27 protein-coding genes and 1 tRNA gene are annotated in these 25,904 nt (G+C 35.8%); 14 read left to right on the top strand and 14 right to left on the bottom strand.

Annotated features, from left to right (window positions below):
- Positions 1 to 15 precede the first annotated feature (15 nt).
- The gene (gene porN, locus K8089_RS05995; RefSeq protein ID WP_237602377.1) at positions 16 to 915 is read left to right on the top strand and encodes a type IX secretion system ring subunit PorN/GldN; all 900 of its coding nucleotides are present in this window, start codon (positions 16 to 18) and stop codon (positions 913 to 915) included.
- A 130-nt stretch (positions 916 to 1,045) separates the two neighbouring features.
- A complete protein-coding gene (locus K8089_RS05990; protein WP_237602376.1) occupies positions 1,046 to 2,089 on the top strand; it encodes an NAD(P)/FAD-dependent oxidoreductase in 1,044 nt (347 codons plus the stop codon).
- A 1-nt stretch (position 2,090) separates the two neighbouring features.
- Here the strand turns inward: K8089_RS05990 and K8089_RS05985 are convergent, their stop codons facing one another.
- Complete coding sequence (locus K8089_RS05985) at positions 2,091 to 2,483, bottom strand: DUF983 domain-containing protein (RefSeq protein WP_237602375.1); 393 nt, start codon at positions 2,481 to 2,483, stop codon at positions 2,091 to 2,093.
- Between the two features lie 135 nt (positions 2,484 to 2,618).
- Between K8089_RS05985 and K8089_RS05980 the strand changes: the two genes are divergently transcribed.
- Positions 2,619 to 4,535 (top strand): ABC-F family ATP-binding cassette domain-containing protein, encoded by a 1,917-nt coding sequence (locus K8089_RS05980; RefSeq protein ID WP_237602374.1) that lies wholly within the window; start codon positions 2,619 to 2,621, stop codon positions 4,533 to 4,535.
- 32 nt (positions 4,536 to 4,567) lie between these two features.
- The gene (locus K8089_RS05975; RefSeq protein WP_237602373.1) at positions 4,568 to 4,750 is read left to right on the top strand and encodes a CPXCG motif-containing cysteine-rich protein; all 183 of its coding nucleotides are present in this window, start codon (positions 4,568 to 4,570) and stop codon (positions 4,748 to 4,750) included.
- A 10-nt stretch (positions 4,751 to 4,760) separates the two neighbouring features.
- On the opposite strand, the gene K8089_RS05970 is transcribed toward K8089_RS05975, so the two are convergent.
- On the bottom strand, positions 4,761 to 6,308 hold the full coding sequence (locus K8089_RS05970) for an AsmA family protein (protein WP_237602372.1): 1,548 nt from the start codon (positions 6,306 to 6,308) through the stop codon (positions 4,761 to 4,763).
- A gap of 176 nt (positions 6,309 to 6,484) precedes the next feature.
- Between K8089_RS05970 and K8089_RS05965 the strand changes: the two genes are divergently transcribed.
- A tRNA-Met gene (locus K8089_RS05965) sits at positions 6,485 to 6,557 on the top strand.
- 152 nt (positions 6,558 to 6,709) lie between these two features.
- On the opposite strand, the gene K8089_RS05960 is transcribed toward K8089_RS05965, so the two are convergent.
- Together K8089_RS05960 and K8089_RS05955 are read right to left on the bottom strand one after the other, a co-directional pair.
- On the bottom strand, positions 6,710 to 7,966 hold the full coding sequence (locus tag K8089_RS05960; RefSeq protein WP_237602371.1) for an alpha/beta hydrolase-fold protein: 1,257 nt from the start codon (positions 7,964 to 7,966) through the stop codon (positions 6,710 to 6,712).
- 137 nt (positions 7,967 to 8,103) lie between these two features.
- Positions 8,104 to 8,361 (bottom strand): hypothetical protein, encoded by a 258-nt coding sequence (locus tag K8089_RS05955; RefSeq protein WP_237602370.1) that lies wholly within the window; start codon positions 8,359 to 8,361, stop codon positions 8,104 to 8,106.
- Between the two features lie 309 nt (positions 8,362 to 8,670).
- Here K8089_RS05955 and K8089_RS05950 point away from each other — a divergent pair, with 309 nt between their 5' ends.
- Positions 8,671 to 9,945, top strand: coding sequence for a DEAD/DEAH box helicase (locus K8089_RS05950; RefSeq protein WP_237602369.1), 1,275 nt, complete (start codon positions 8,671 to 8,673; stop codon positions 9,943 to 9,945).
- 129 nt (positions 9,946 to 10,074) lie between these two features.
- Here K8089_RS05950 and K8089_RS05945 read toward each other — a convergent pair whose 3' ends face one another.
- Positions 10,075 to 10,659, bottom strand: a complete 585-nt coding sequence (locus K8089_RS05945) for a diheme cytochrome c-553 (protein ID WP_237602368.1) — start codon at positions 10,657 to 10,659, stop codon at positions 10,075 to 10,077.
- Between the two features lie 287 nt (positions 10,660 to 10,946).
- Here K8089_RS05945 and K8089_RS05940 point away from each other — a divergent pair, with 287 nt between their 5' ends.
- The 3 genes from K8089_RS05940 to K8089_RS05930 all read left to right on the top strand — a co-directional run bounded on the left by K8089_RS05940 (position 10,947) and on the right by K8089_RS05930 (position 12,660).
- A complete protein-coding gene (locus K8089_RS05940; RefSeq protein WP_237602367.1) occupies positions 10,947 to 11,459 on the top strand; it encodes an OmpH family outer membrane protein in 513 nt (170 codons plus the stop codon).
- A 12-nt stretch (positions 11,460 to 11,471) separates the two neighbouring features.
- On the top strand, positions 11,472 to 11,987 hold the full coding sequence (locus tag K8089_RS05935; protein WP_237602366.1) for an OmpH family outer membrane protein: 516 nt from the start codon (positions 11,472 to 11,474) through the stop codon (positions 11,985 to 11,987).
- A gap of 202 nt (positions 11,988 to 12,189) precedes the next feature.
- A complete protein-coding gene (locus K8089_RS05930) occupies positions 12,190 to 12,660 on the top strand; it encodes a GtrA family protein (protein WP_237602365.1) in 471 nt (156 codons plus the stop codon).
- A 3-nt stretch (positions 12,661 to 12,663) separates the two neighbouring features.
- Here the strand turns inward: K8089_RS05930 and K8089_RS05925 are convergent, their stop codons facing one another.
- From K8089_RS05925 to K8089_RS05895, 7 genes are all read right to left on the bottom strand, one after another.
- Entirely contained in the window at positions 12,664 to 13,464 is an 801-nt protein-coding gene (locus tag K8089_RS05925; RefSeq protein ID WP_237602364.1) for a carboxypeptidase-like regulatory domain-containing protein, read from the bottom strand.
- 130 nt (positions 13,465 to 13,594) lie between these two features.
- Positions 13,595 to 14,644 (bottom strand): ACR3 family arsenite efflux transporter, encoded by a 1,050-nt coding sequence (gene arsB / locus K8089_RS05920; protein ID WP_237602363.1) that lies wholly within the window; start codon positions 14,642 to 14,644, stop codon positions 13,595 to 13,597.
- 1 nt (position 14,645) lies between these two features.
- Positions 14,646 to 15,257 carry an arsenate-mycothiol transferase ArsC gene (locus K8089_RS05915; protein ID WP_237602362.1) on the bottom strand — a complete coding sequence of 204 codons (612 nt, stop codon included), beginning with the start codon at positions 15,255 to 15,257 and terminating at the stop codon, positions 14,646 to 14,648.
- Positions 15,258 to 15,273: 16 nt separating this feature from the next.
- Positions 15,274 to 16,164, bottom strand: coding sequence for an arsenite methyltransferase (locus K8089_RS05910; RefSeq protein WP_237602361.1), 891 nt, complete (start codon positions 16,162 to 16,164; stop codon positions 15,274 to 15,276).
- Positions 16,165 to 16,205: 41 nt separating this feature from the next.
- Positions 16,206 to 16,535, bottom strand: coding sequence for an ArsR/SmtB family transcription factor (locus K8089_RS05905; protein ID WP_237602360.1), 330 nt, complete (start codon positions 16,533 to 16,535; stop codon positions 16,206 to 16,208).
- Between the two features lie 88 nt (positions 16,536 to 16,623).
- Entirely contained in the window at positions 16,624 to 17,184 is a 561-nt protein-coding gene (locus K8089_RS05900; RefSeq protein WP_237602359.1) for a hypothetical protein, read from the bottom strand.
- 111 nt (positions 17,185 to 17,295) lie between these two features.
- Entirely contained in the window at positions 17,296 to 19,038 is a 1,743-nt protein-coding gene (locus K8089_RS05895) for a CRTAC1 family protein (protein ID WP_237602358.1), read from the bottom strand.
- Positions 19,039 to 19,274: 236 nt separating this feature from the next.
- On the opposite strand from K8089_RS05895, the gene K8089_RS05890 reads away from it, so the two are divergent.
- Positions 19,275 to 20,162: a LytR/AlgR family response regulator transcription factor gene (locus tag K8089_RS05890; protein ID WP_237602357.1), complete on the top strand. Its 888-nt coding sequence runs from the start codon at positions 19,275 to 19,277 to the stop codon at positions 20,160 to 20,162.
- 2 nt (positions 20,163 to 20,164) lie between these two features.
- Entirely contained in the window at positions 20,165 to 21,274 is a 1,110-nt protein-coding gene (locus tag K8089_RS05885; protein ID WP_237602356.1) for a sensor histidine kinase, read from the top strand.
- A gap of 40 nt (positions 21,275 to 21,314) precedes the next feature.
- Here K8089_RS05885 and nhaA read toward each other — a convergent pair whose 3' ends face one another.
- On the bottom strand, positions 21,315 to 22,652 hold the full coding sequence (gene nhaA, locus K8089_RS05880; protein WP_237602355.1) for a Na+/H+ antiporter NhaA: 1,338 nt from the start codon (positions 22,650 to 22,652) through the stop codon (positions 21,315 to 21,317).
- Between the two features lie 235 nt (positions 22,653 to 22,887).
- Here nhaA and ffh point away from each other — a divergent pair, with 235 nt between their 5' ends.
- The 3 genes from ffh to K8089_RS05865 all read left to right on the top strand — a co-directional run bounded on the left by ffh (position 22,888) and on the right by K8089_RS05865 (position 25,414).
- Positions 22,888 to 24,216 carry a signal recognition particle protein gene (gene ffh, locus K8089_RS05875; RefSeq protein WP_237602354.1) on the top strand — a complete coding sequence of 443 codons (1,329 nt, stop codon included), beginning with the start codon at positions 22,888 to 22,890 and terminating at the stop codon, positions 24,214 to 24,216.
- Positions 24,217 to 24,272: 56 nt separating this feature from the next.
- On the top strand, positions 24,273 to 24,470 hold the full coding sequence (locus tag K8089_RS05870) for a four helix bundle protein (RefSeq protein ID WP_338149237.1): 198 nt from the start codon (positions 24,273 to 24,275) through the stop codon (positions 24,468 to 24,470).
- Positions 24,471 to 24,538: 68 nt separating this feature from the next.
- Positions 24,539 to 25,414 (top strand): bifunctional 5,10-methylenetetrahydrofolate dehydrogenase/5,10-methenyltetrahydrofolate cyclohydrolase, encoded by an 876-nt coding sequence (locus tag K8089_RS05865; RefSeq protein WP_237602353.1) that lies wholly within the window; start codon positions 24,539 to 24,541, stop codon positions 25,412 to 25,414.
- Between the two features lie 2 nt (positions 25,415 to 25,416).
- On the opposite strand, the gene K8089_RS05860 is transcribed toward K8089_RS05865, so the two are convergent.
- Entirely contained in the window at positions 25,417 to 25,854 is a 438-nt protein-coding gene (locus tag K8089_RS05860; RefSeq protein WP_237602352.1) for a YkvA family protein, read from the bottom strand.
- Positions 25,855 to 25,904: the final 50 nt, after the last annotated feature.

The following is a 25,904-nucleotide window of genomic DNA, read 5'->3' as shown; positions in this document are numbered from 1 at the left end:
AAAAACCCTATAGGTATGAATTTGAAAAATGTTGTTTTATGTGTTTTTGGTCTCGGAATGGCCGCTAGTGCTTCGGCACAGGTAAACATTCTAAATGCCAAAACCCCTGAAGATATAGGCAAAAAAACAGAATCGCAAATTGCTTATGACAATGATAAACCCCTGCCTTATGGGTACACAGACGAACGAGATGTGTTGTGGTCTAAAACTACCTGGGAAATTATCGATCTTGATGAGCGTGTTAATTTTCCACTGTATTATCCCATAGATACAAACAATATTGGTTCTGATAGACGTTCCTTATACGATGTTTTGGTGAAGAACATTAAAAATGGAAAAATTGATGGTGTATATGCAGATTCGTATTTTACCGAAAAAAGAACGTTACAAGATATTGAAGCATCTTTAGTTTATAGTGACACTACAGATTTAGGTATAGAGCAATATAACGCCGAAGGGATAGTAGACCCACAATATGTAAGACGTTTTTCGCTCGACGCCGGCGATATTGAAGCGTGGCACATTAGAGGGTATTGGTACTTAGACAAGCGTCAAGGCGAATTAAAATACCGTATGCTCGGTATCTGCCCAGTCGCTAACGAAGCGCGTTCCAAAGCTTTTCCTGAAGATGGAGTTGATTCCAAAGTTGAACTTTTTTGGGTGTGGTTTCCAGGAGCTCGTGAAGTTTTACACGAAGCAAAAGCCTTTAACCGTAAAAATACTTCGCAACCAATCTCTTACGATCATTTGTTAAATTCCAGACGCTTTCATGCTGTTATTTATAAAGAAGATAACGTTTATGGCGATAGAGGCGTAGATGATTACATTAGCGACAACGCTCTTATGCAATTGTTAGAATCTGATAGAATCAAAGAACAAATTCGTAATATTGAAATCGATTTGTGGAACTATTAAATAATACCATAGTTTTATAATTTAAACCCTTCAAATTCTATATTGGAAATTGAAGGGTTTTTTAGTTGCGCCAAATGTTTAATTTTTTCAAATATCGTGAAAGTAGCTTTTTGAAAATATAATTTTAGAAATGAAGAAGGTAGATTATATTATTGTGGGACTCGGCATAGCCGGTATAAGTCTGTGCGAACAACTTCAAAAGCAAAACAAAACTTTTATAGCGATTGACAGCGGTCGTAAAGGCGCAACGGCAAAGTCGGGAGGGGTTTTTAATCCAACAGTGTTAAAACGCTTTACAGCCGCTTGGAATGCTTCATTATTTTACCCAGCAGCAGTTAACTTTTATACCGAGCTTTCTAAAAAACTAAACAAGAAGCTATTTGTTGAAACTTCCGTATTAAGAATTTTCAAAAGCGTGGAGGAACAAAACAATTGGTCTGTTGCTAGCGATAAAAAGGATTTACGGCAATTTCTATCTTCAGAATTTTTAAAAAACACCAATACAGCAATTAAAGCATCCTACGGTTTTGGCGAAGTGTTGGGCACCGCACATATTGAAACGGAACTGCTGCTTTCTGGCTACCGCGAATTTTTGCAGGAAGCAGGTTTATTACTTTCGGAAAATTTTCAATATGAAATATTACAATATATAGACAGCAGTGTTAATTATAAAAACATTACTGCTTCAAAAATAATTTTTGCAGAAGGCGCAAAAGCAATTGAAAATCCATTTTTTCCGGAGCAAGCGATTATAGGTAATAAAGGAGAGTACGTGCTAATTAAAGCACCAGAATTGCAATTGGATGCACTTTTAAAAGGCTCGCTTTACGTAATTCCTGCTGGAAAAAACGTATATAAAGTTGGCGCAACTTACAGCCGCGATGATTATACCGATATTCCAACCGAATTGGCAAAGAACGAAATACTTTCAAAATTAAAAACATTTGTAAACTGCCCTTTTGAAGTAATTGGGCAAACCGCTGGCGTGCGGCCTACGACCAAAGACCACCGACCAATATTGGGAAGTTTAAAAGAAAATCGGAACTTGGTATTTTTTAACGGTTTGGGATCGCGAGGTTTTTTGATGGCACCCTTGCTTGCTGAAATACTGTTGAACTCATTGGAAAATAAAGAAGCGCTTCCCAAAGAAATGGATATTCAAAGAATGCTTTAAATTAAAATTGTTGTTTCGCTTTATTCTTGTCGTAATCCACGAAAAAATTAATCCAAATATTTCGGGAAATCCTTACAATTGGTGGATACAAAAGTATTAAACATAAAATAATAATTAGAAAAGTAACATCTCTGTCTAGCCCAATAATAAAGTAGGTAATAATAAAAGCAGCTATAGCAATGGCGCAACCTACACCATAACTAACGTACATTGCTCCAAAATAAAACGACGGTTCTATTTTAAACTTTTGTTCGCAATGACTGCAGGTGTCGTGCATTTTCATGATTTTTGAAACTTTGTACGGATTGTGCTCCAAATACATATCGCCCTTATGGCATACGGGGCATGTGCCGGTGAAAATACTGTAGAGTTTAGAACCTTTGAGGAATTGCATTATAGGCTTTTTTAACACCGCAAAAATAAGCATCTTTGCAAGAATTTTGAAGTTATCTGGACAATAAAAAAAAATAGTGATTCCGGGTAATTTTTAGAAATCTGTAAACCATTATTCCGAATTCATAATTATAAAATGATTAATATTCACAACCTATCGGTTTCCTTTCAAGGCGACTATTTGTTCGAAAAAATTACCTTTCAATTAAAACCCGGCGATCGGGTGGGATTAGTGGGTAAAAATGGTGCGGGCAAATCTACCTTGCTTAAAATTATAGCCGGTGAACAGGAATATGATACGGGACAAATTGCGACCGATAAAGAAATCTCCATTGGCTTTCTAAAACAAGATATTGATTTTGTAAAAGGACGAACAGTTTTAGAAGAATCGTACGAAGCTTTTACCGAAATTAAAAAACTTGAAAAAAAGCTTGAAGAAATAAATACCCAACTGGCAGAACGCACAGATTATGAAAGTGATGGGTACCACGATTTGATGGTGGATTTAAACGATGTTCAACATCAATACGAAATTCACGGCGGCTATAACTATCAAGGTGAAACCGAACGTATTTTACAAGGTTTGGGTTTTCAAAGAGCAGAATTTGGTAAACGCACCGAAACCTTTTCGGGCGGTTGGCGCATGCGTATTGAGCTTGCAAAATTATTACTTCAAAATAACGATATTTTGCTTCTCGATGAACCTACCAACCATCTTGATATTGAGTCAATACTCTGGTTAGAGGAATTTTTAAAAAGCTACGCGGGTGCGGTTGTAATTGTTTCGCACGATAAAATGTTTTTAGATAACGTTACCAATCGAACCATTGAAATTTCACTGGGAAAGATTTACGATTTCAACAAACCATATACGCAGTATTTAGTACTTCGCAATGAATTGCGTGAACAGCAATTGGCTTCGCAAAAAAACCAGCAAAAACAAATTGAGCAAACTGAAAAACTTATCGATAAATTTCGCGCCAAAGCCAGCAAGGCAACAATGGCGCAGTCGCTTATAAAAAAGCTGGATAAAATTGATAGAATTGAGGTTGACGAAGATGATAATAGCGTAATGACACTGCGTTTTCCAGTTTCAATTACTCCTGGAAAAGTGGTGATTGAAGCTAAAAATATATCAAAAAGTTACGGCGATAAAAATGTTTTAAACCAAGTAGATCTTGTTGTAGATAGGGAAAGTAAAATTGCTTTTGTGGGGCAAAACGGACAAGGTAAATCTACATTGGCGAAAATTATAGTTGGTGAAATAGAGCACGGCGGAAAGGTAAATCTCGGCCACAATGTACAAATAGGATATTTTGCGCAAAATCAAGCAGATTATTTAGACGGTAGCAAAACTGTTTTAGACACCATGATTGACGCTGCTAACGAAAAAAACCGAAGCCGGGTTCGCGATATTTTGGGCTCTTTCCTATTCCGTGGTGATGATGTAGAAAAATATGTTCGAGTTTTAAGCGGTGGCGAAAGAAATAGGTTGGCGCTTGCCAAATTATTGCTTCAACCGTTTAATGTTTTGGTGATGGACGAACCTACCAATCATTTAGATATTAAGTCTAAAAACGTATTGAAAGACGCATTAAAAAGCTTTGAAGGTACTTTGTTATTGGTCTCTCACGACCGTGATTTTTTGCAAGGTTTAACCGGTAAGGTTTACGAGTTTAGAGACCATAAAATAAAGGAATATTTGGGAGATATTAATTATTTCCTTGAACAGCGAAATCTTCAAAATCTTCGAGAAGCGGAAAAGCGAACCGTTGTTTCTGAAGTAAAAGTAAAACGAACGGCTGGCGAGGAGTATGAAATTCAGAAGAAATTGAAATCTGCCAAAAATAAATTAAGTAATGTAGAGGCCGCTATTTCAACTTTAGAAAAGGAAATTGCAACAATAGATACTGAATTGCTTATTAATTACGAAGAAACCATTGCAAAACCACACTTTTTTGACAAATACCAAGAGAAGAAAAAGAAGCTTAAAAACCTAATGGAAGATTGGGAAGTGCTTCAAGAAACGGTAGAATCTTTAACTTCAGAATAGGAAAAATTCGTTGTTTTCGTTACATTTAAAGTATGTACGAACACTTTTTTCAATGTCCGCATTGTTGGGAAGAAATATCGATGTTGCTAGATGCTTCGGTTCGGCAGCAAAAATATATTGAAGATTGCGAAATTTGTTGCAACCCAATTGAATTGGATGTTACTTTCGAAAATGGTGAAGTTGTAAATTTTTCAGCATCCAATATTGGACAGTAAAACTATTAGCCTAAACCATTATTTTTACAAGGGCGGCTTTAATACTTATCCATAAAAAATTAAAAATAGATTTGGTTTTGTCTCTGTTAGCAGTAGCCGTACCTTCTTTAAAAGAGTTATCGTCCGACTTGCTATTTTTGGAAACAAAAATATTAGTAATAGCAGAAAATATTGTGTTTTTCTCTTTTCCGTCTTTTTGCAATATATTTATTTTAAAGTTGGAATAACTAATTTTCAAATCTGTTGTCGCCGCTTCGCTATTTCCATCTATTGTAAAATACGTTTTATTGGTTCTTCCTTCCAATCTCACTTTTAGGTTGGGTACGGTAAAACTGTTCAATTTATTTGCAGCTAAGGCGTCAACATTTGCTTTAAATAAAAATGCATCTGTTTTATTGTTTACATCAAAACTCCAGTCTACCGAGATAGGCGTGTTGTCCATAAAATTTGCATTAATTTTTATATTGGTTTTTTCAGGACTATTATACGTGTTGCTCACATTTGAAATTGCGGCATTCAGATTTCTAAAATTTATAGAACCCCCCATATTTTCTGATTTTGTTCGTTCTTCGTATTTGATATTTCCATCCTTAATTTTTAAAGAATCTACAGTCAACCGGAAGGGTAGTTCGCGAAGCATTTTACTGTAGAGCGGCTTAATCTTTAAATCATCAGATACTAATTTATCGCGGTAAATCTCTAATGTAGGAGCTGTGAGACCCACCATTTTGCTTTTTGCAAAAAATTGGCCTTGGTTAAAGCCAAAATCTATCGCTTCAATTTTTAGTGTTTGTAAATTTAAATCGTAATGATCTCGCTCGGTAGAAATAACTTGTGAAAGCTTCTTTTTTGAATACTTCGTTTTTAACGTAACTTTTTCAAATAGTGCATTGTTATTTACAATGGAGAAGTCTTCAACTGTAACATTTTCATATGGGCTAACTTTCACAAAAACGGAGTCGCTTTTGGCTCGGTAACTTTTGAATTCTAAAGGAATTTTCCGTTTAACAGTATTTTTGTCAACTTTAATATCATCTATCGCTACGGAAAGTTTTTTTGTATATAGTTTGGTTGAGTCCTCACTTTTCTCATAAATAGCAAACCGGCTGTTGTTTACTATTAATTTATTTACAATTATAGGTTTATAAATGTCTATGATTCCTTTTTGCACCGTGTCTTTACTTGAGAGAACACGATCTTTGTAATAGGCCATTATGGGGTTTTCAAGCGAAATAGTTTCAATGTGTATTTCGTCTTTAAATAAATAGTCCCAATAACTAATTTGAGAAATTTTAAGTTTTTCAACATTGATGAATGTGTGTTTTACGCTGTCTTTTTTATTTTTTATTATTAGTGAAGCATTGGTTATTGATAGCGATCCGCCAAAAGATGCTACGGTAATTTCATCGTAGGAGCGAATCATATTTTCCGGCAACCGTTCATTTACAAAAGATTCCAGTTTGTTTTTTAGAAATATGTTTATAGAGACGGTGGCAATAATGAAGACAGCCCCTAAAGTAAGAACGGCTAAGATTATTTTTTTTAAGTGTTTGTTCATAATTTAAAGATAGGTAAAGAAGATAATGCAAAAACAACTTTAATTAATACTTTACAAAAATTAATGAAGGACTGCTTGTAGAGTCGAAAAAGCTTCTTATCTTTGCAGTCCAATATTTCTGTCGGCAATATGAACCGAAAGTTAAAAGCTAAAGATGAAATATTGAAAAACCATATCGCGGGATAGAGCAGTAGGTAGCTCGTCGGGCTCATAACCCGAAGGTCACAGGTTCGAGTCCTGTTCCCGCTACTATAAATAACAAGGCTTCACAGAAATGTGAGGCCTTTTTTTATGGAGCGGGTACAGAATGGATCAAGACAAATTGTTGTATTTATACAAAAATTGTGGTTAACCAATTGAGGGAGGGGACTATCTAATAAAGTGTGTATGTTAAAAAATCTTCACCGTCCCTTCATACTTTCCATTCTTTTCTTAAAGTAGTCGCTGGGGTTTATTTTATACGCTTTCGTTATTAACTTTAAGGCATTTTCAAAATCATTAATTCCTTCGTAATATTCTGCCATAGAATCATAGGCATTTGCACTATTGGGGTAATATTCAACAGCAAGCTCAAAGTACATTTTTGCTTTTTCAGGTTGCTTCATATCCAAATTCATATAACCAGACATGGTTAAAAGTTCTTCGGGATAGGGCGGCACTGCATATCCAAAATGCGCTTTCAGCTTCTTCTCTCTGTATTTTATAATATTGAATAATGTTTCTTTGGGCGTATCGAACGAGTTTATCTTATCGGTATTTTCCATCTGGTACCATTCAAAAGTAGCTATCAATCCATCCATTGTGGCCGGAAAAGGAATTGTACCGTGCAGATCCTTCGGGTAAAATTTCCAATTATAAGCCAATCCATTCGAGGCGTTTTGCTTTACCAAATTTGAAAATGTAATATTAGAACGCGCAAACAAGGTGTAGTCTGTAGTATCTTCCATAACATTATCTAAGGTTATCTTCGAGTTCTGCATATGCAATTGCCCGCTTAAAGCAATAAATAATGACTTTCCTTTGAAGTTATTCTTGGCGAGTTTTTCACCTGCCTCAGTTATTAATTTTTGGTTGTCCCAATCAAGACTTGGATCAATGGCTATATAGTTTGAAAATAATTCGGGTTGCTTAAGAAGCACGTAAATAGCGAACAATCCGCCGTACGAATGCCCAATTAAGGTTCTAAAATTAGTGACAGGATATTTGTTTTCAATAAATGGAATCAATTCTGTTTTAATAAAATTGCTGTACTGCGGCGCCTCTCCATTTTCTTCATTAAAGGGCATGCCGTATTTTTCAGATATTTTTGAAGTCGTCAAATCCCGGGTTCTGTTGTGAGCATTCGAAACGCCAACAAGCACCATTTCGGGTGTAAAACCACCACTGTAAAAATCTTGAACGTTGCTAACAGCAGGTAGCAATATTTCCCCATCTAAAATAAAAACTACCGGATATTTCTCACTGTTTTCGGGACTGTAATTTGCGGGGAGTTGAATGTAAATAGTTTTGTATTCATTAAAAGTTTTGGAGTAGAGGCTATCTGTAATTCCAATTTTTTTTAAGAAGTGCTCGTTTTCGCTAATTTGTGCATATCCCAACACTTGAATAAAAGTGAAAAAAATTATGCACAACGCTACTCGAAGTATGTTTGAATTCATTTTTAGTGTTTTAAGTTTAGATTCTTTTTTTGAAAAAATAACAGCGAAAAAATGAATGAATTCATTTGAGGAATGAATTTCATAACAACAAATTCACTAAAACAAATATAACTAAATAATTAGTTTAAACTAATTATTTAGTTGTTAATACACGCAACTATTACAAAATTCCGGGTTTCTCTTTTTCTTTTTTGAATAACAGTAGCGCGTACTTTTCGCAATTGTTTCGCAGTGGCTTTTTTAAAATTGAAATTATCGTCAACCGCTTCGTAGTATTCGGCTTTGGTAGTTTGGTAGCTTTTCGGTTTAAAAAAACTCCGCTTTTCAGAGAGTAGAATTTTGTTGTTACGCAGGGTAACAAGCATATGGTTAATACTGCCATAACCGCTGCGCATAATTATTTACTTTGAAGAGTTTTCAACGATAAAGTTAACGATTGCCCGTTAAATCACCTAATGCCTCAATTCGATTCCAATTATTTTTATACTCAGTCATTCCAATTTAACGCAATAGGTAAACCATAAAATATCGTAATCAAATTACCTCAAAATAATAATAAAAACCCCCACGCAGAAAATTAGCCGTACCTTCGCCGCTTATTAAAACCGTCTTCTTAGTTTTAATGGTTTTTCAAAGGACCGAATTCTAAAAGCGCCGCGATAAACTATCTCCAAGCGCAGCGGTCTTACAACTTAAATTAATTTATGACATTTAAATCACTTGGGCTATCCGATGCCCTGCTGAAAGCAATTAGCAAAAAAGGATATGAAACGCCTTCGGCAATTCAACAAAAAGCAATTCCTCTAATTTTAGAACGCAAAGACGTACTTGCCTCCGCACAAACCGGAAGTGGCAAAACAGCAGGATTTGCTTTACCATTGTTACAAATTTTAAACAGTGAACCAGCCTACCGAAAACGCCCTGTTCGCGCTTTAATACTTACCCCAACACGCGAACTTGCCGCGCAAGTGCAGGATGAATTCAGGGAATACAGTGAATATACAGACCTCCGTTCCACCGTTGTTTTTGGTGGCGTTGGTGCAAATCCACAAATCCGCGCTTTGCGAAATGGCGTGGATATTTTGGTAGCAACACCGGGAAGATTGCTCGATTTGGAAAACCAAAATGCGCTGTCGCTTTCAAAAGTTGAAATATTGGTTTTAGACGAAGCGGACAGAATGCTAGATATGGGCTTTCTTCGCGATATTAAAAAGATACTCGCCCTATTGCCGTCAAAAAGACAGAACTTACTTTTCTCGGCAACTTTTTCAAAAGAAATAAAAAAACTCGCTAATGAGTTTTTACACAATCCCGTTTTGGTGGAAGCTACGCCTGAAAATACTACAGTTGAAAAAATAGATCAAACAGTTTACCGTGTTGATAAAGCACAAAAAACAGATTTAATTATAAAGCTTATTTCTGAAGGAAATTGGAAACAGGTTTTAGTTTTTACGCGAACAAAGCACGGCGCTAACCGGTTAAGTGAAAAGCTTGAAAAGGCGAAAATTACATCTGCCGCAATTCACGGGAATAAAAGTCAGGGTGCGCGAACAAGAGCATTATCTGGCTTTAAAGAAGGAAAGGTACGCGTTTTAGTTGCTACCGATATTGCAGCCCGAGGCCTCGATATTCCCTTATTGCCACACGTTATTAATTTTGAACTACCAAATATTTCTGAAGACTACGTACACCGTATTGGTCGTACCGGAAGAGCAGGGGCAAGTGGTGAAGCAATATCGTTAGTAAGTCTCGATGAGGTAGGTTATTTGAAAGACATTGAAAAGTTGATTGGTGAACGATTTCAAACCAAAACACTTTCAGGTTTTGAACCAACCGAAACAATGGCCGAGGTAAAAGAAGCAGAAGCAGAAAAGAAGCGTCAAAAAGCGCAACGCCACAGCCGTGGAAGAAATTCTCAGTCTAAAAAAACGTCTCAAAACAAAGGTAAAAGTAACGGAAGAAATAGAGGAAGAAGATAATTTTTATCTTGTAAAAGCTAATTTTCATCAAACGTTATACCGTCTTTCAATACAATATCGGTTAAAATCGAAAGTATTAAAAAGACGGTATTTTTGTTTTAAACTTGCCAGTTCGAAATAAAATTGTGACTAAGATTTCGGCGGAATTGGCGGCGGCACCAGATTGTCTACAGGTTTAATAGTTTGTAAATAAGCAAACATGGCCTTTAAATCTGAATCTGGTAAAAGTGATATGGTTTGCCAAGGCATAGGGGGTAGTAGATTTCGACCGTTCTCCATTCCTTTGTACTTACCGTGTTTTATTGCAGTTAAAAATTCCTTCTCGCTCCATCCGGCTAACCCAGTATCGTGCGGCGTTAAATTTGATGCGAACGAAGTTCCCCACGGACCAATTGCAGCAGTTAGTCCGGGTGTAAATAACACATAATTTTTTGCAGTTTCGGGGTCATATTCTGGTAAACTATAATTGGCAGGATGTCCAGAAAGCAACAAGTCTGGGTCAAAAATAGGACCTTTGTCAGACATTTTTTTGGGCGAATGACAATCGTGACACCCGATCGCTTTTACAAGCATTTCTCCGCGTTGCAAAATCGATTCTTCTATTTCAGTCGTTTTAGGTTCATACACTTTGGGTGTATCCTTTTCTTCTTTTTTAGAATTGCAGCTTGCCAGTACAATACAAAACAAGGCTAATGTTAAAAATTGATTTTTCATAATTTGGTTGATTTAATGTTGTTTCCCAAATTTAAAAAATTAATTGCTTCATTTTTTAAATTTATCTGTATTTTTACCTGATAATTAGACACTTATGTCTTTTTTTGTGAAATATTTTTTCAAATATATTGTTTCGAAATTGTGCGATATGAATTATTAAAAAATTAAAGAGAAATATTGCTAAATGACAATAAACCATTGATATACATGTAAAAAGATTAATTTCAGTGTAATGTAAACAATAGGTTTATATGATTGTGTTTTAATTATTTTAAAAAATCACGAATATGAAAAATCTGTTTTACCGTAGCTTTTTGTTACTTGCAACCTTATTCATTAGCAACTCACCAATACAAGCGCAAACTTTTGGGTATGTTAATTCAGCGGCAATCTTAAGTGAAATGCCGGATGTGAAACGAGCAGACGCCAAGCTTGAGGCGTTGCAAAACCAACTGCAAAAGCGTGGACAGCAGATGGTAGCACAATTAGAAGCCGATTATGCTGTAATTCAAAAGAAAATAGAAAGAGGAGAAGCGAGTCCCGCCCAACAAAAACAAGAGGTTCAAATATTAGAAAAGCGCCAACAACAGATAATCGATTTGGAAAAAGATATGGGCAGACAGTTAGAGAGTAAGCGGGCTGAATTACTCCAACCTATTTACGAAAAAATAAACAATGCTATCGCTGCTGTGGCGCAGGAAAAGGGGTATCGCATTGTTTTTGACCAAGGCGTGTTGCTTTATGCTTCCGAAACATTGGATGTTTCAAGCCTGGTAAGAGCAAAACTGGGAATGCAATAATAAATGTGACTTATGAAAAAAGGCAATTTAAATATTTTAATCGTTACTATTTTTCTGTGTTTGGGTATGCAAAGTATTGCACAGAAATCCGGACATTTAAACTTCGGCAATTTAATAGCTATGCTGCCTGAAACTAAAAGTGCCGATATTGAATTGGAATCCTATCATAAAGTGCTGATTCAGAAATCCGAAGCTATGGTAGCAAAGCTTCAGGAGGAAAATAATAATTTTATAAACGATGCGAAGAGTGGTATGCTTACATCTGCACAGCAGTCGGAAAATGAAGCGTATGTACTAAATAAGGAACAAGAAATTTTAATGTATCAACAACAAATTGCTCAACTCCTTGACCAAAAACGAGAGGAATTATTGTCACCTATTGTTAAGAGAGCAAATCAAGCCATAAAAGACGTGGCAGAGGAAGAAGGTTATATAATAGTTTTTGACACTAGTGTTTTTAACGCCGTGCTTTATGCTATGGAATCCGATGATCTTATGCCACAAGTGAAGCATAAATTGGGAATATAATAAGGCTATCGTATTGTTATGATTTTTTGATGAAATATTTTACAGATAGTACTTCTTCCGAAGCAAAATTGATACCTAAGCTATTCTCAACGAGCCAGTAATCTCCATACAAGTTTGCCCAGCATTTAAACCGAAAAGTAAACTGGCGCTTTTATAGCTTTTTTTCATTTACCTATTGATTAACTTTGCGCCTTTTCGGGGTATGAAAAACAGTATTATTAAGTTTATAGACGCCTTCTACTTTTTGTTTCGGCGTTTTCTTCCTTTAAAAACATATCGCTACGCAGTCTGTGGCGGAGGCAATCTAGTATTCGATATTTTTTTGTATTTCGTCTTTTACAATTTCATCTTTGCAAAGCAGAATTTAGATTTGCATTTTGTGGTGTTAAGTCCGCACATTGCTTCTCTATTTTTTGTGTTTCCAATAACATTTGTGACGGGGTTTTTGCTTCAGAAATTTATTACTTTTCAAGCTTCCAATTTACCGTGGCAGGTTCAGTTTTTTAGATATTTTCTGGTGGGAATGGGCGCCTTGGTGCTCAACTATATTTGTTTGAAAATATTTGTTGATGGTTTCGGCTTTTATCCAACGCCTTCAAAAGTTTTAACAACTTTTATTGTGGTTATTTATAGTTATTTGCTTCAAAACGCGTTTAGTTTTAAAAGGATTTGACGATTACTGCTTGCTTAATTGCAACCGATATTCTTCGCTTTTTGCTTCCAGAAAATCAGTGATTTCAATAGTGCTCTGTTTCATAACTGTTTGATATTTTGGATCGTCTTCACAGAAAAAAATGAAGGAATAAATTTTCAACTTATCTATTTTTAAACCATCGATAAAATAACTATCGGGAAATTTTTCTAAAAGACTTAATGTCAGTGCAGCTGTTTTGTTGAATTCCAAATGTTTTTTTAGCATTTTTGTTCGCCCCGAAATCATATTTAAAAGCGCATCCACGGGTCCGGAAGTTGCAGTGTATAATTGCCGGCGAGTTTTGGAGAGTTGCGGCAAATCTGCGTTGGGTAAGCCAATGGAAGTGGCAGTAATTGGCTCTTGAATTGGGATGATGTTTGCGTCACTTCCTATATAACCCGTAAGCGAGCGCCTTAAAGTTACCGTACTCAATTGGTTCATTTTCTCACTGAGGTTGATGCTAATTTTTTTATTGGTTATCTCTTCTTGGCGAATAATGAGCGTTGTTGTTTGAATTTGAATGGCCGAAACCGATAGCGTGTCGTTTACCGCAACGGCAATACTAAACGCGCCGTTTGCATCACTAACGGTGCCTTTATTTGAAGAAATGTTGAAAACGTTAACACCTTCAATTTCTATATCGTCTGCGGTATTTATTTTTCCTTCAACGGTTATTCTTTGTGCAAACATGCTGCTGGAAAGTAAAATTGCAAAAAGTGCAAATAACGTTCTTAAAACTTTAAGTGTACGGCTAGAATTATTTGTAAAAGGAAGTTGCGCCATTTTTAATTTTAACCAAGTTTATAAAATAAATGGCATAAATAAATAAAGCTTGACTTAAACTTAACATATTGACAACAAAATCTGCCTTTTGACGAGTCGTAGTTTATAGAAAACTACTCGATCCTTATTTTTATAAATCACTTTTTACAAAATACTTTTTCCGCAACCAAAAGGAAACTCGAACTAATAAAATAAGTGCCGGCACTTCCACTAAAGGGCCAATAACCCCTGTAAATGCTTGTCCAGAATTTAATCCGAAAACAGCAATGGCTACCGCTATGGCCAATTCAAAATTGTTGCCTGCTGCGGTGAAGGCTATGGAGGCGGTTTTGTCGTAAGTTGTTCCCATTGCTTTCGAAAAGAAAAAAGCAATAAAAAACATTACGATAAAGTAAATTAAAAGCGGAACAGCAATTAATAGCACATCCATCGGGATTTCTACAATCATTTCACCTTTTAACGAAAACATCACAACAATTGTAAATAAAAGTGCGATAAGTGTGAGAGGCGATATGGCTGGAATAAATTTAGTTTCGTACCATTTTTCACCTTTCAACGGCACCAAAATAAGCCTACTTAATATGCCAAGTACAAATGGAATTCCTAAATAAATTGCCACACTTTCTGCAATTGTGGCAATTGAAATATCTACGATAGCTCCTTCAAAACCAAAATATGGCGGTAAGACAGTAATGAAAATCCATGCGTAAAAACTATAAGCGAATACTTGAAAAATACTGTTTAGCGCTACCAATCCTGCTCCGTATTCACTGCTGCCTTCTGCAAGATCATTCCACACTAATACCATTGCAATACATCGCGCAAGGCCAATTAGAATAAGGCCTACCATATATTCGGGGTAATCGCGTAAAAAGGTTATCGCTAAAAAAAACATTAAAACTGGACCCACAATCCAGTTTAATATTAATGAAATAGACAACCCTTTTACGTCTTTAAAAACTTTAGGTAATAGTGCGTACTTTACTTTTGCCAATGGCGGATACATCATTAAAATTAAGCCAATTGCAATTGGAATGTTGGTGCTTCCGTTATTAAAAGAATTTAAATAATTAGGAAAGCTCGGAAAAAAATAACCAATTCCCACACCAATTGCCATTGCTATAAATATCCAGAGCGTAAGATTGCTGTCAAAAAAGTTTAATTTTTTTGAAGGTGCCATTTTATAAATTTATTTTTGAAAATACATATTTCATTTCTGTAGCAATCTGCTTGCTGCGCGCTTCGTAAATTTCTTGTTGAAACGGGGTACCGTCTGAAGTTTTTGGATCTTCGTAGGTAATAGAAAACCGTTTTTCGGCTCCAGCGACAAACGGACAGCCAGTATCGGCTTGCGAACACGTCATTATTGCTGCGAAGTTGTGTTTTGGATTTACAGCATCATCATATTTTTTTGAAAATGCTACTATAGGAACTGCCGTTTCAGAAAAATATATTTTGTAAGTAGGATTGTTGGATTCCACTCCTTTTGAAATTTTAAATCCAGCTTCTTTTAAAGTCGTGGCAACCATCGGGTATAGGGCGGTAGCTTCCGTTCCACCCGAAAAACATTGGGTACTTTGAACATTATAATAGGCTGCCGCAGTTTGTGCCCAAATTTGGGCCAAATGGCTCCGTCGCGAATTGTGCGTACAGATAAAATTGAGCCGTATAGGGTAGTTTGCAGCAGCCTTTTCTTCTATATATTTAGCCAGGGGATTTAAAAGTAGTTTACGCTCTTGCGCGAGATTTGATGTATCTAACTTTTCGAAATAGTTTTGAAGTGCGCTAAACATTCTAGTTTTATTGATATTAACAGCATCCTGAATTTGGAGCACAACTGCCACTTTCTTCCTGTAATTCTGCCATATTTAACTTCGGCTTAGTTGCTTTTGTTCCGGGCTTTTCAGCATAAACAGTAACACTAAAAATTCCTGTGTTTGAAGAATTGAAATTTTTCACTTCATCGGCAGAAAGATATTTTTCGAGTATATCATTCGGGATTACGATAGGTTTTTCTTTTTGGATTTGAATATTCTGAAAACCTGCTTCTTCAATAAATTGTAAATATTCATCTTTTTGAATCGCTCCAGCCACACAACCAGCGTACATTTCGGCATCTTCTTTTAAGGCATCGGGAAGGCTTCCCACTAATACCACATCTGAAATACTAAAATGTCCGCCAGGTTTTAAAGTCCTGAAAATTTCAGCAATTACCTTTTGCTTATTTGGTACTAAATTTAATACACAGTTGCTTACAATAACATCTGCCACATCGTTACTCACAGGCATTGCATCTATATCTCCTTCGCGAAATTCTACGTTATTAAAACCTAATTTCTCAGCATTTGCACGGGCTTTTTCTATCATTATTGGCGTAAAATCTATTCCAATAACTTTTCCTTCGGCGCCAGTTTCGTGTCTTGCTACAAAGCAATCGTTTCCAGCCCCCGAACCCAAATCGATCACGGTATCGCCTTTTTGAATTTTTGCAAATTGTGTGGGTAAGCCGCAGCCCAAACCAAGATCGGCATCTGCAACGTAACCACCAGTTTCGGAATAATCGTCCATCATAATATTGTACACTTTATTTGACGGCGTTGTTGCGCCACAGCAGGAAGCTGCGTTTTCGGCTTTGCCCTGTTCGGCAATTTTTGCGTAACGGTTTTTTACAATAGCTTTTAATTCTTGTTCGTTATTCATCTTTTAAAAAATTTTGGTTTGTATTTCAGTTTAAACTTTTTTTAGCAGCAGGTTTCATTAAGAATATCTTGGTCTAAAAATTGGGACATTACTTTCTTCATTTGTAACCATTTTTCTGTATCGATGCAATAACAAATACTTGTGCCTTCAATACTTCCTTTTATTAAACCGAGGTTTTTTAGCTCTTTTAAATGTTGCGAAATTGTAGGTTGTGCCAAGCCAATTTCTTCAACTAAATCGCCACAAATACAAGTATTTATTTTAAATAAATGTTGAAGAATTGCCACGCGAGCCGGATGCCCAAAAGCTTTGGCAAAAGTTGCTATCTCGTTTTGTTGCTCGGTAAATATTTCAGTTTTTGTGATTCCCATAATCGCTATATAAGTTCATTGCAATATTACGATGAATAATTAAAATATTATTATAATTGAAAGTTTTTTTTGACAAATAATTACTTAGTTAAAGCTTTAAAAGGCTTTCAAAAGTTTCAAAATGATGAAGTTCGGTTCTCAAAGAGATAGATAATCTATCGTCTTTTAGTACAACTGAATAGATTTCACCCGATTGAAAAAGAGGGTCGAGCGATTGGAGAAGGTTTTCGATAAATGAGTTGTTTATAGATGAACCATAGAAAACATAATCTTTACGATCCTTATAAGATTTTGATGAATTGAAGAGGTTTTTAATAAATTCGAACCCTTCTTTATTATAGATAGAAAATTCAGAATTAAAGGAACCTGCCATCGGCGTTGACCACTCTGCTAACGTAAGAAGATTTTGTTTTTTGGATGAAAAAATTAAATTTCCCGTAGAAGTGTAAGTGGCTTTTTTATATTTTAAATTCCATGATTTTGGTGTCATTATTTGAGCTTGGATAAAATAGGACCATGCATTGAAAGTTCCTTTTACCTTCCCATTTTTGGTGGCAATATAATTTTCGAATGCTTTGCAAAACTCCTCATTTATTTTATAAAAAGGAGAGCTGAGTTCAGCAGAAGCTGCGTTCGATTTTATCTTCATTTAATTATTATTCAGATTTTCTCAATGTGAAGATATCAAAAACGTGCTGAATTTTCACCACAAAAACTCAGCACGTTTACAAACTAACCAACGTTTTGATAGTGTAGCTCGTTATTTAATTATAATTTTTTGTGAAGTAATACTATTGTCATTAGTGATTTTTAAAACATATTCTCCTACATTTAAATTGCTTACATTCAATGTAATTGACGGTTTCAAATTGACTTTTTGTTGCTTTACTCTTCTTCCATTTAAATCGAAAATTTCAATCTTTGATGCAATTCTATCTTTTGGGAAATTGATGAATAAAACTTCCTGTGTAGGCACGGGATAAATTATGAAACCATCTTTTGCTTGAGTTGCTGAACCCAATTGTATGCCGTTACCTTCAACAATTAAATATGTGTTGTTCTCCTCAATATCGGTAAAAGTTTCTACTGTCCCGGAAGGCCATTCAATTATAATTTCGGAAACATTAGAAGCATCGCCCAAACCGAAATGGTTGGTAAAACTATTTTGACTACAATATCCGCTGGCGGCTTCAATTTGGCGGGTTTGTAAAATTTCATTTCCATTTATAGTAGCCCTAACTCTTACTTTTGCGCCAACCGCCGATGCGTTCGACGGATTGCCAACGCAGCGAATTTTTATCCAGTTATTCCCGCTACCCGTATTTTTGAACAATGAATTGTTTTGATTTTCGTTTAATGTATTTGCCAAAATAACATCCAGCCAGCCGTCGTTGTTAAAGTCGCCAAAGGCACATCCAAACGTATTTCCTTGGTGGTTTGCCAAGCTGCTACTTGTATCTTTTGTAAATACTCCTGTACCATCATTTATAAAAAGTGAATTTGTTACTTGCCCAGGAAAATAGGCGTTACAAACTAACAAATCTAAATCGCCATCGTTATCCACATCGGCGAATGCCGAACCAAAAGAACTTCCTGTTTCTAAAGCAATGGCCGAACTTGTTTGTTCTATATAAGTTCCGTTTTCATTTATAAAAAGTTGGTTTTTCTGGCCATCCCAATTTGCTACAAAAAGATCGAAATCGCCATCGTTATCAACATCGGCCCAAGAACTTCCTGCCGAATTTTTACCGTTTTGAGTTATCGCCAAGTTTGTAATTTTTGTAAAATTATTGGGACTATCATTTCTAAAAAGCGAATTGTTAGCATTATTTTCGTTGGCAATAAATAAGTCGCTATCGCCATCGCCGTCGTAATCTATCCAATTTATGGAGCGCGAAGCAAGGGTTTCACTGGTAATTGACTGGCCGGTTACCGCTTCAAATGAACCATCACCCTGATTTTCAAAATAAAGATTTCGAGTTGAAACCACACTATTTGTTATGTAGGCATCCAAAAATTGATCGTTGTTAAGGTCAATCCAATTCGCCATTTCAGAATATGTTAGCGGCAAACCAATAGCATTGTCAGGTTCGTATGTAAAGGTGCCGTCGCCGTTATTTCTATAAAAATAATTTATCTTTCCCGTACCATTTCTACCGTAGGTTACAACTATTGCGTCCAAATCGCCATCGTTATCAACATCGGCGAAACTGGCGCCATCAGAGCGGTCGTTATCCATAACAATATCATCTGCGATTACAGTTGTAAAAGTGCCGTCGCCATTGTTTAAATAAAGCATATTATTTTGTCCCGAAGCTGGACCGTTGGTAAAAAATATATCGTCCCAGCCATCGCCATTTACATCTATAAAATTTGCACTTCGGGATGCTGAAGGCGTTGTGGTAATATCGGCAATGGTAGTTTCTTCAAAAGATTGCGCTGTTGCTTTTAAACTGAAAAGTGAAAAAGCGCAAAAAGTGAAAAGGAGTACTGGTTTTTTCATAATTAATCGGTTTTTTGAATTCGTTTTGCTTTTTGAAATTGATTTTATAAATGTGAAATTAACACGAAACATAACCGAGTTTTCAGTTTTGTTGCCAACGGAAGATTATTGTTTTGAATTACTATTTAATTGTTTTAGAAAACTTTTTGCTTTTAAAGTTTCTTGTCAAAAAACTGAAATCTTACAGTGTATAAAAAGATGCGAACCGCTGAAGGATTGATGTGAACCACTGATATATGAGTTTGAAGTATAATTATTCTGAAACAGATAAATTTAAATTAGTTGATATAATTAATAGGTTTGCTACATTTACTTTTAAAATACCAACTAAATTGCTCCATTCTACAAAAATAAGCTGCCTAATAATTGATGATGAACCCTTGGCCCGAAAGCGATTGCTCACTCTGGTTGAGCAAATGGATACATTACAATTACTAGGTCAATGCAAAACTGGAAAAGAGGCTGTAAAGAATATTGAAGCATTAGAACCCGATTTGGTTTTTTTAGACATTCAAATGAAGGATATGAGTGGTTTTGATGTACTACAAAAACTAAAATCTCCAAAAAAGCCAATGGTGATTTTCGTTACAGCTTTTGACACTTATGCTGTAAAAGCCTTCGATGCTTTCGCTTTAGATTATTTATTGAAACCATATAAAAAAGAACGCTTTCAACAAGCCGTTGCAAGGGCAGAGCAACACTTTAAGAATAATACCAGCAATACTTTGGAAAGTAATTTTGAAAAATTATTACATTATTTTGAAGCGGAAAAAACTGACAACCCCAAAACCGCTTCAAAAACCAAACTGCCAATAAAAACAGGTAATACCGTTAGTTTTATCCCTTATTCTGAAATTCAATATATTCTCGCTTCGGGTAGTTATGTGGAAATTTGTACGCTGGATAAAAAACACGTTTTGCGCGATTCGCTTCAAAATATAATTGAAGAAATAGATAATAATACAATGCTCCGTATTCATCGTTCCACGATTATAAATATGAGTTTTTTAGACAAAGTAATTCATTCAAATTTTGGTGAAATTGATGTAAAAATGAAAGATGAGTCACGTTTCAGAGTTAGTAAAAGTTACCGAAAAGACTTTCAACAAAAATTAGGAGTGTAAGGATGCTGCAAAAATACATAGACTTAAAACTTCTAAAATACCTCGCTGTATTTTATACCATTGTGGTGGTGTTGGTGCAATTTAAAAAAAGCTATTATAAGCTAATTGGCACAAGCAGTTACGGGCCGTTAAGTTGGGGGCAACTGTTTAATCACGGCGTGTTTATAGATTGGTTTGTAGTTATTGGGTTTATGGCATTTATAAGCTACATCACAAAATTGATGTTTGAAAGTTGGGGCGCAAAAGGATGGAAAAAAATTATATGGGTACATCTTTTCTTCTCTTTCTTTATTGGGTATTTCATCTTTTTTGTAACTGCTGTAATTTCTTTTTTAATTGGCGACATTTCTCTTGCAGAAACTTCGCGCTATATTTCGTTTAAGCATTTTGTTGCAGTGGTAGAGGTGAATTTTCTCGTGTATTTTGCAATGATAGGTATTGTAAACGTCTATTATTACATCAAAAAAGTTCAGAATATTGAGCTTCAAAAGGCGCAAATAGAAACGCATTTGGCCACCGCAAAACTCAATATGTTGAAAGCTCAATTACATCCGCATTTTATATTTAATACGCTAAACAGTATTTCGGCTTTAATTGAAATTGATAAAGAAAAATCGCAAAATTTAATTGCAGATTTTGGCGATCTCTTTCGTGATATTTTAGATTTTAAGGATAAAAATTTAATTCCACTTTATAGAGAATTGGCATTGTTAGATAAATACATCGACATTGTTTCTATCAGGTTTTCAGACCATCTTTTAATTGAAAAATATATTGAAAATAATGTAAAAAATACGTTAGTACCGCATATGCTTTTGCAGCCAATTTTTGAAAATGCAATAAAACACGGCTATGGGTACAATACGACTGAACTAAAGATAAAATTGAAAATATACAAAGACTCCAATTATCTTTATTTCGAAATTGAAAATGACGGCGAGCCGTTAACAGCAGCTTTTGAAGATTTATTGCCAAATGGAACGGGTTTAAAAAATACGCGCGACAGACTAAAAACCCTTTATGGCAACGATGTAAAATTTAGCGTGAAAAACAATAAAAACGATAAAGGTGTCTTCACTTTTATTAAAATCCCTCTCAAATTGCAAACCTAATTGTTAGGGCGTTTTCGGTGAGATCTGCTTGCAAATCATATTAATTTGCCTCCTTTACCGCAGAAGGATTGTGGTTAAAACTTCCTTTCACAGTCCTAAACCGTAGAATACTAAACCCAATTATAGCTGAAAGAAAGGAGCCAATTAAAATCCCAATCTTAGCAGAATCTATATACTCGGGACTGCTGTTAAAGGCTAGGCCAGCAATAAAAATAGCCATTGTAAACCCAATCCCGGCCAAAAACGAAACGCCAATAATTTGTTTGTTGGTAATATCTGCCGGTACTTCTATAATTTTCAGTTTTCTGGCCACGAAAATAACTGTAGAGATGCCAATACTTTTTCCTAAAATTAAACAAATAATTATGTTAACTATTAAGGCAGATTCCATACCGCCATTACTAGTTAAAGCTACACCAGCGTTGGCGAGTGCGAAAACAGGAATTACTAAATAAGCCACCCAGTTGTGAAGTTTATGCTCTAAAACTTGTAAAGGAGATCTGTATTTATCAGACCAATCTTCTAAATCGTCAATTAAATCTAATTGCTGTGCAGATAGCACCGGTTTTTGAAGAATATTACTCTTTTTTAAATTTCCAACAATACTATCTAATTGGTCGGTAAATTCAAAAGTGCTTATTTTTTGACGAACGGGAACCGCAAAAGCCATTAAAATTCCTGCTAAAGTAGGATGAAGTCCTGCTTTCAAAAATAACAACCAAACCACAAATCCCGAAACAATGGTTAAGAATTCAAAATACAAACCTTTATAACTTAAAAAGTAAATAATTGCCAATAGTCCTAAGGCAGAACCTAGCATAACCAAATCTAAGTTTCCGCTATAAAATATGGCAATTACTAAAACGGCACCTAAATCGTCTACAATAGCGAAAGCGGTTAAAAATATTTTTAAACTCAACGGTACTCTATTCCCGAGAACTTTTAAGATTGCCAACGAGAAGGCAATGTCCGTCGCCATTGGTATTCCCCAGCCTTTTAATGTATCTGGGTTTTGGTTTAGTACAATATATAAAAGTACTGGAAGTGCAATTCCGCCAATGGCGCCAAAAAGCGGGAACATTACCTTTTTAGTGGAATTGAGTTCCCCAATTAAAAATTCTCTCTTTATTTCCAATCCAATTAAGAAGAAGAAAATGGCCATTAACCCATCGTTTACCCAAAGAAGCAGTGGTTTTCTCAACTCAAAACTGTCTGTTACAATGCCAAGTTCATATTGCCAGAAATCTTGATAACTGTCGGCAAAGGCTGAATTAGCCCAAACCAAGGCAATAATTGTAGTTGCCAACAATAAGATACCCGTGGCACTTTGAAGATTGACGAATTTTTGAAACGGTGAAAGTATTTTTGATTTTACCATATAACGCTTAAGAGCTCGCAAGATACCAAAACCAACAGATAATTTAAATTTTGAACGATACTTACCATTTTGTTTTATGAAATATTTGTGATTATTTGACTTTAATCGATGAATTTTTTGAAAATAAAAGACTGTAATTTGAATATTGAAAAAAACCCCGCGCAGAGAGATGCCAAAACAATGATTACTGCCTTCTTTTTTTTATCTTTGCACCTCGTAAAAAGAAAGTAAGAATATGTTCGATAATTTAAGCGATAAGCTGGATAAAGCACTGCACGTACTGAAAGGTCACGGCAGCATCACCGAAGTAAACGTAGCTGAAACTTTAAAAGAAGTACGCCGCGCTCTTTTAGACGCCGATGTTAACTTTAAAACAGCGAAAGAATTTACCAATACTGTGAAAGAAAAGGCGCTGGGCCAAAACGTACTCACTACGTTGCAACCGGGCCAATTGATGGTGAAATTGGTAAAAGACGAATTGACCGAGTTGATGGGGGGCGAAACTGCTGGCATCAATTTAAGCGGTACACCAACCGTAATTTTAATGTCTGGTTTGCAGGGTAGTGGTAAAACTACTTTCTCTGGAAAACTTGCCAATTACTTAAAAACGAAAAAATCTAAAAAACCACTCTTAGTTGCCTGTGATATCTACCGTCCCGCGGCAATTAATCAGTTGCACGTGGTTGGAGACCAAATAGGCGTTGAAGTTTATAGCGAACCCGAAAATAAAAATCCAGTTCAAATTGCCCAAAATGCAATTGAACACGCCAAACAAAATGGCTATAACGTTGTAATTGTCGATACCGCTGGACGTCTTGCCATAGACGAGGCAATGATGACCGAAATCGCAAATGTTCATCAAGCAATAAACCCGCATGAAACACTTTTTGTTGTTGATGCAATGACGGGGCAGGATGCTGTAAACACCGCAAAATCCTTTAACGAACGACTAAATTTTGAAGGAGTTGTACTTACAAAATTAGACGGTGATACCCGAGGAGGTGCTGCAATTTCTATTAAAAGTGTTGTAGATAAACCAATCAAATTCATCGGTACTGGTGAGAAGATGGACGCTATTGATGTGTTTCATCCAGCTCGTATGGCCGACCGAATCCTTGGAATGGGAGATGTTGTTTCGCTTGTTGAAAGAGCGCAAGAACAATTTGATGAAGAGGAAGCGAGAAAACTTCAGAAAAAAATTGCAAAAAATCAATTCGGTTTTGACGATTTCCTTAGCCAAATTCAGCAAGTTAAGAAAATGGGAAGCATGAAAGATTTGGTGGGAATGATTCCCGGCGCCGGAAAGGCTCTAAAAGATGTTGATATTGACGACGATGCTTTTAAAGGTATTGAAGCAATAATCCATTCAATGACCCCAACCGAAAGAACACAGCCTTCAGTTATTAATGGTAGCCGAAAGAAACGAATCGCCAAAGGAAGTGGCACCAGCGTACAACAAGTAAACCAGCTGCTAAAACAATTTGACCAAATGAGCAAAATGATGAAGATGATGCAAGGTGGCGGCGGAAGAAAGATGATGCAGGCAATGAGTAAGATGCGTTAAATAAGTAGCAGTCTTCACTAGCAGCAGGCAGTATTAGTGTTTTAAGTTTAATTAATATGAGTTTCAAAACTTTATTGGCGTATCTAAAGGGATTTGAACTTTCAATGCAAATTTTTGAAATCTCTAAAACGTTAGAAAATTCCGAAACTCAAGTTTGGTTGCAATTTGCTGGGTCTTCGGGTTATATTTCTGTTGAGGTTGAAACTGATCTTAGCAATAAATGTGAAGAAATAGGCAAACTAATAATTATATGATTGATAATCCACGCAAATTTGGAGTTTGAGTTACTGCAAACTGCAACTGCTACTGAATACTTTTACAAATGACAATACTAGACGGAAAGAAAGTTTCGAACGATATAAAAAATGAAATCGCTGCCGAAGTGGATAAAATGAAAGCCAACGGCGAAAAGGTGCCACATCTTGCCGCTATTATTGTTGGCGACGACGGCGCTAGTCTTACTTATGTGGGCAGTAAAGTGAGAGCCTGCGAACGCGTGGGTTTTGAATCTACTTTAGTCAAAATGCCTCATACCACCAGCGAACTGGAATTGCTGAAAAAAATTAAGGAACTAAACGAAGACGACAATATAGACGGTTTTATTGTTCAGCTTCCACTGCCGCCGCAAATTGATACGCAAAAAGTACTGCTTACCGTAGATCCTTCAAAAGATGTTGATGGTTTTCACCCAGAAAACTTCGGCAAAATGGCTTTGGATATGAGTACGTTTATTCCCGCAACCCCCTTTGGAATTTTAGAATTGCTACAACGTTACGAAGTTGATACCAAAGGAAAACACACCGTCGTGATTGGCAGAAGCCACATTGTAGGTCGCCCCATGAGTATTTTAATGAGCCGAAAAGGTTGGCCTGGAAACAGCACTGTTACACTTACGCACAGCAATACTAAAAACATAGCACAGATAACTACGCAAGCAGATATTATTATTTCGGCACTTGGTGTTCCCAATTTCTTAAAAGCCGAAATGGTAAAAGACGATGCTGTAATTATTGATGTTGGGATTACAAGAGTAGAGAATGAAAATCATCCCAAAGGCTATGTAATAACTGGCGATGTAGATTTTGAAAACGTAAGTAAAAAAGCGTCGTTTATTACACCCGTACCCGGTGGTGTAGGGCCAATGACTATTGCTATGCTTCTTAAAAATACATTATTGGCAAGAGAGCAGCGCAAATAAAATTATAGGCCTTTACCTTCCTTTATTTTCCAATCTAAATATTTATGAAGGTCTGTTTCAATCCATCCAACACCGACGGCCATTACAGACATATCATCGATAAATCCTATTCCGGGAACAAAATCTGGAATAATATCAAACGGATTGAGAACATATAATAAGACTAAAACAATAGTGGCTATGGTAAACCAAGGGACGTGGGGATAGACTTTATTCTTTATATCTTTTAACATTCCTACCATAATTTTACCAAGTTCGGCGTATTTTGATAGTGAATTTGCACCGCTAAATTTTTTGTTTATCGCTTCTTCATTTTCCAAAACCACCTCTACATCTGCTTCATCTATTTTAGTGACCTCTTCTTCCATATATTCCGCTGGCCCCGAATCGCGATTTCCTGGGTTAAAATACATTTTTGATAAAATTCCTTTAAACGACATAGTTTTTTATTTTAAAGATAAGGTTTTGAAGAAAAGTAAAGTTTTAAAAT

This window comes from Aequorivita vitellina, from assembly GCF_022008365.1.
Classification (GTDB): domain Bacteria; phylum Bacteroidota; class Bacteroidia; order Flavobacteriales; family Flavobacteriaceae; genus Aequorivita; species Aequorivita vitellina.
This window is presented reverse-complemented; position numbering and strand designations above follow the sequence as displayed.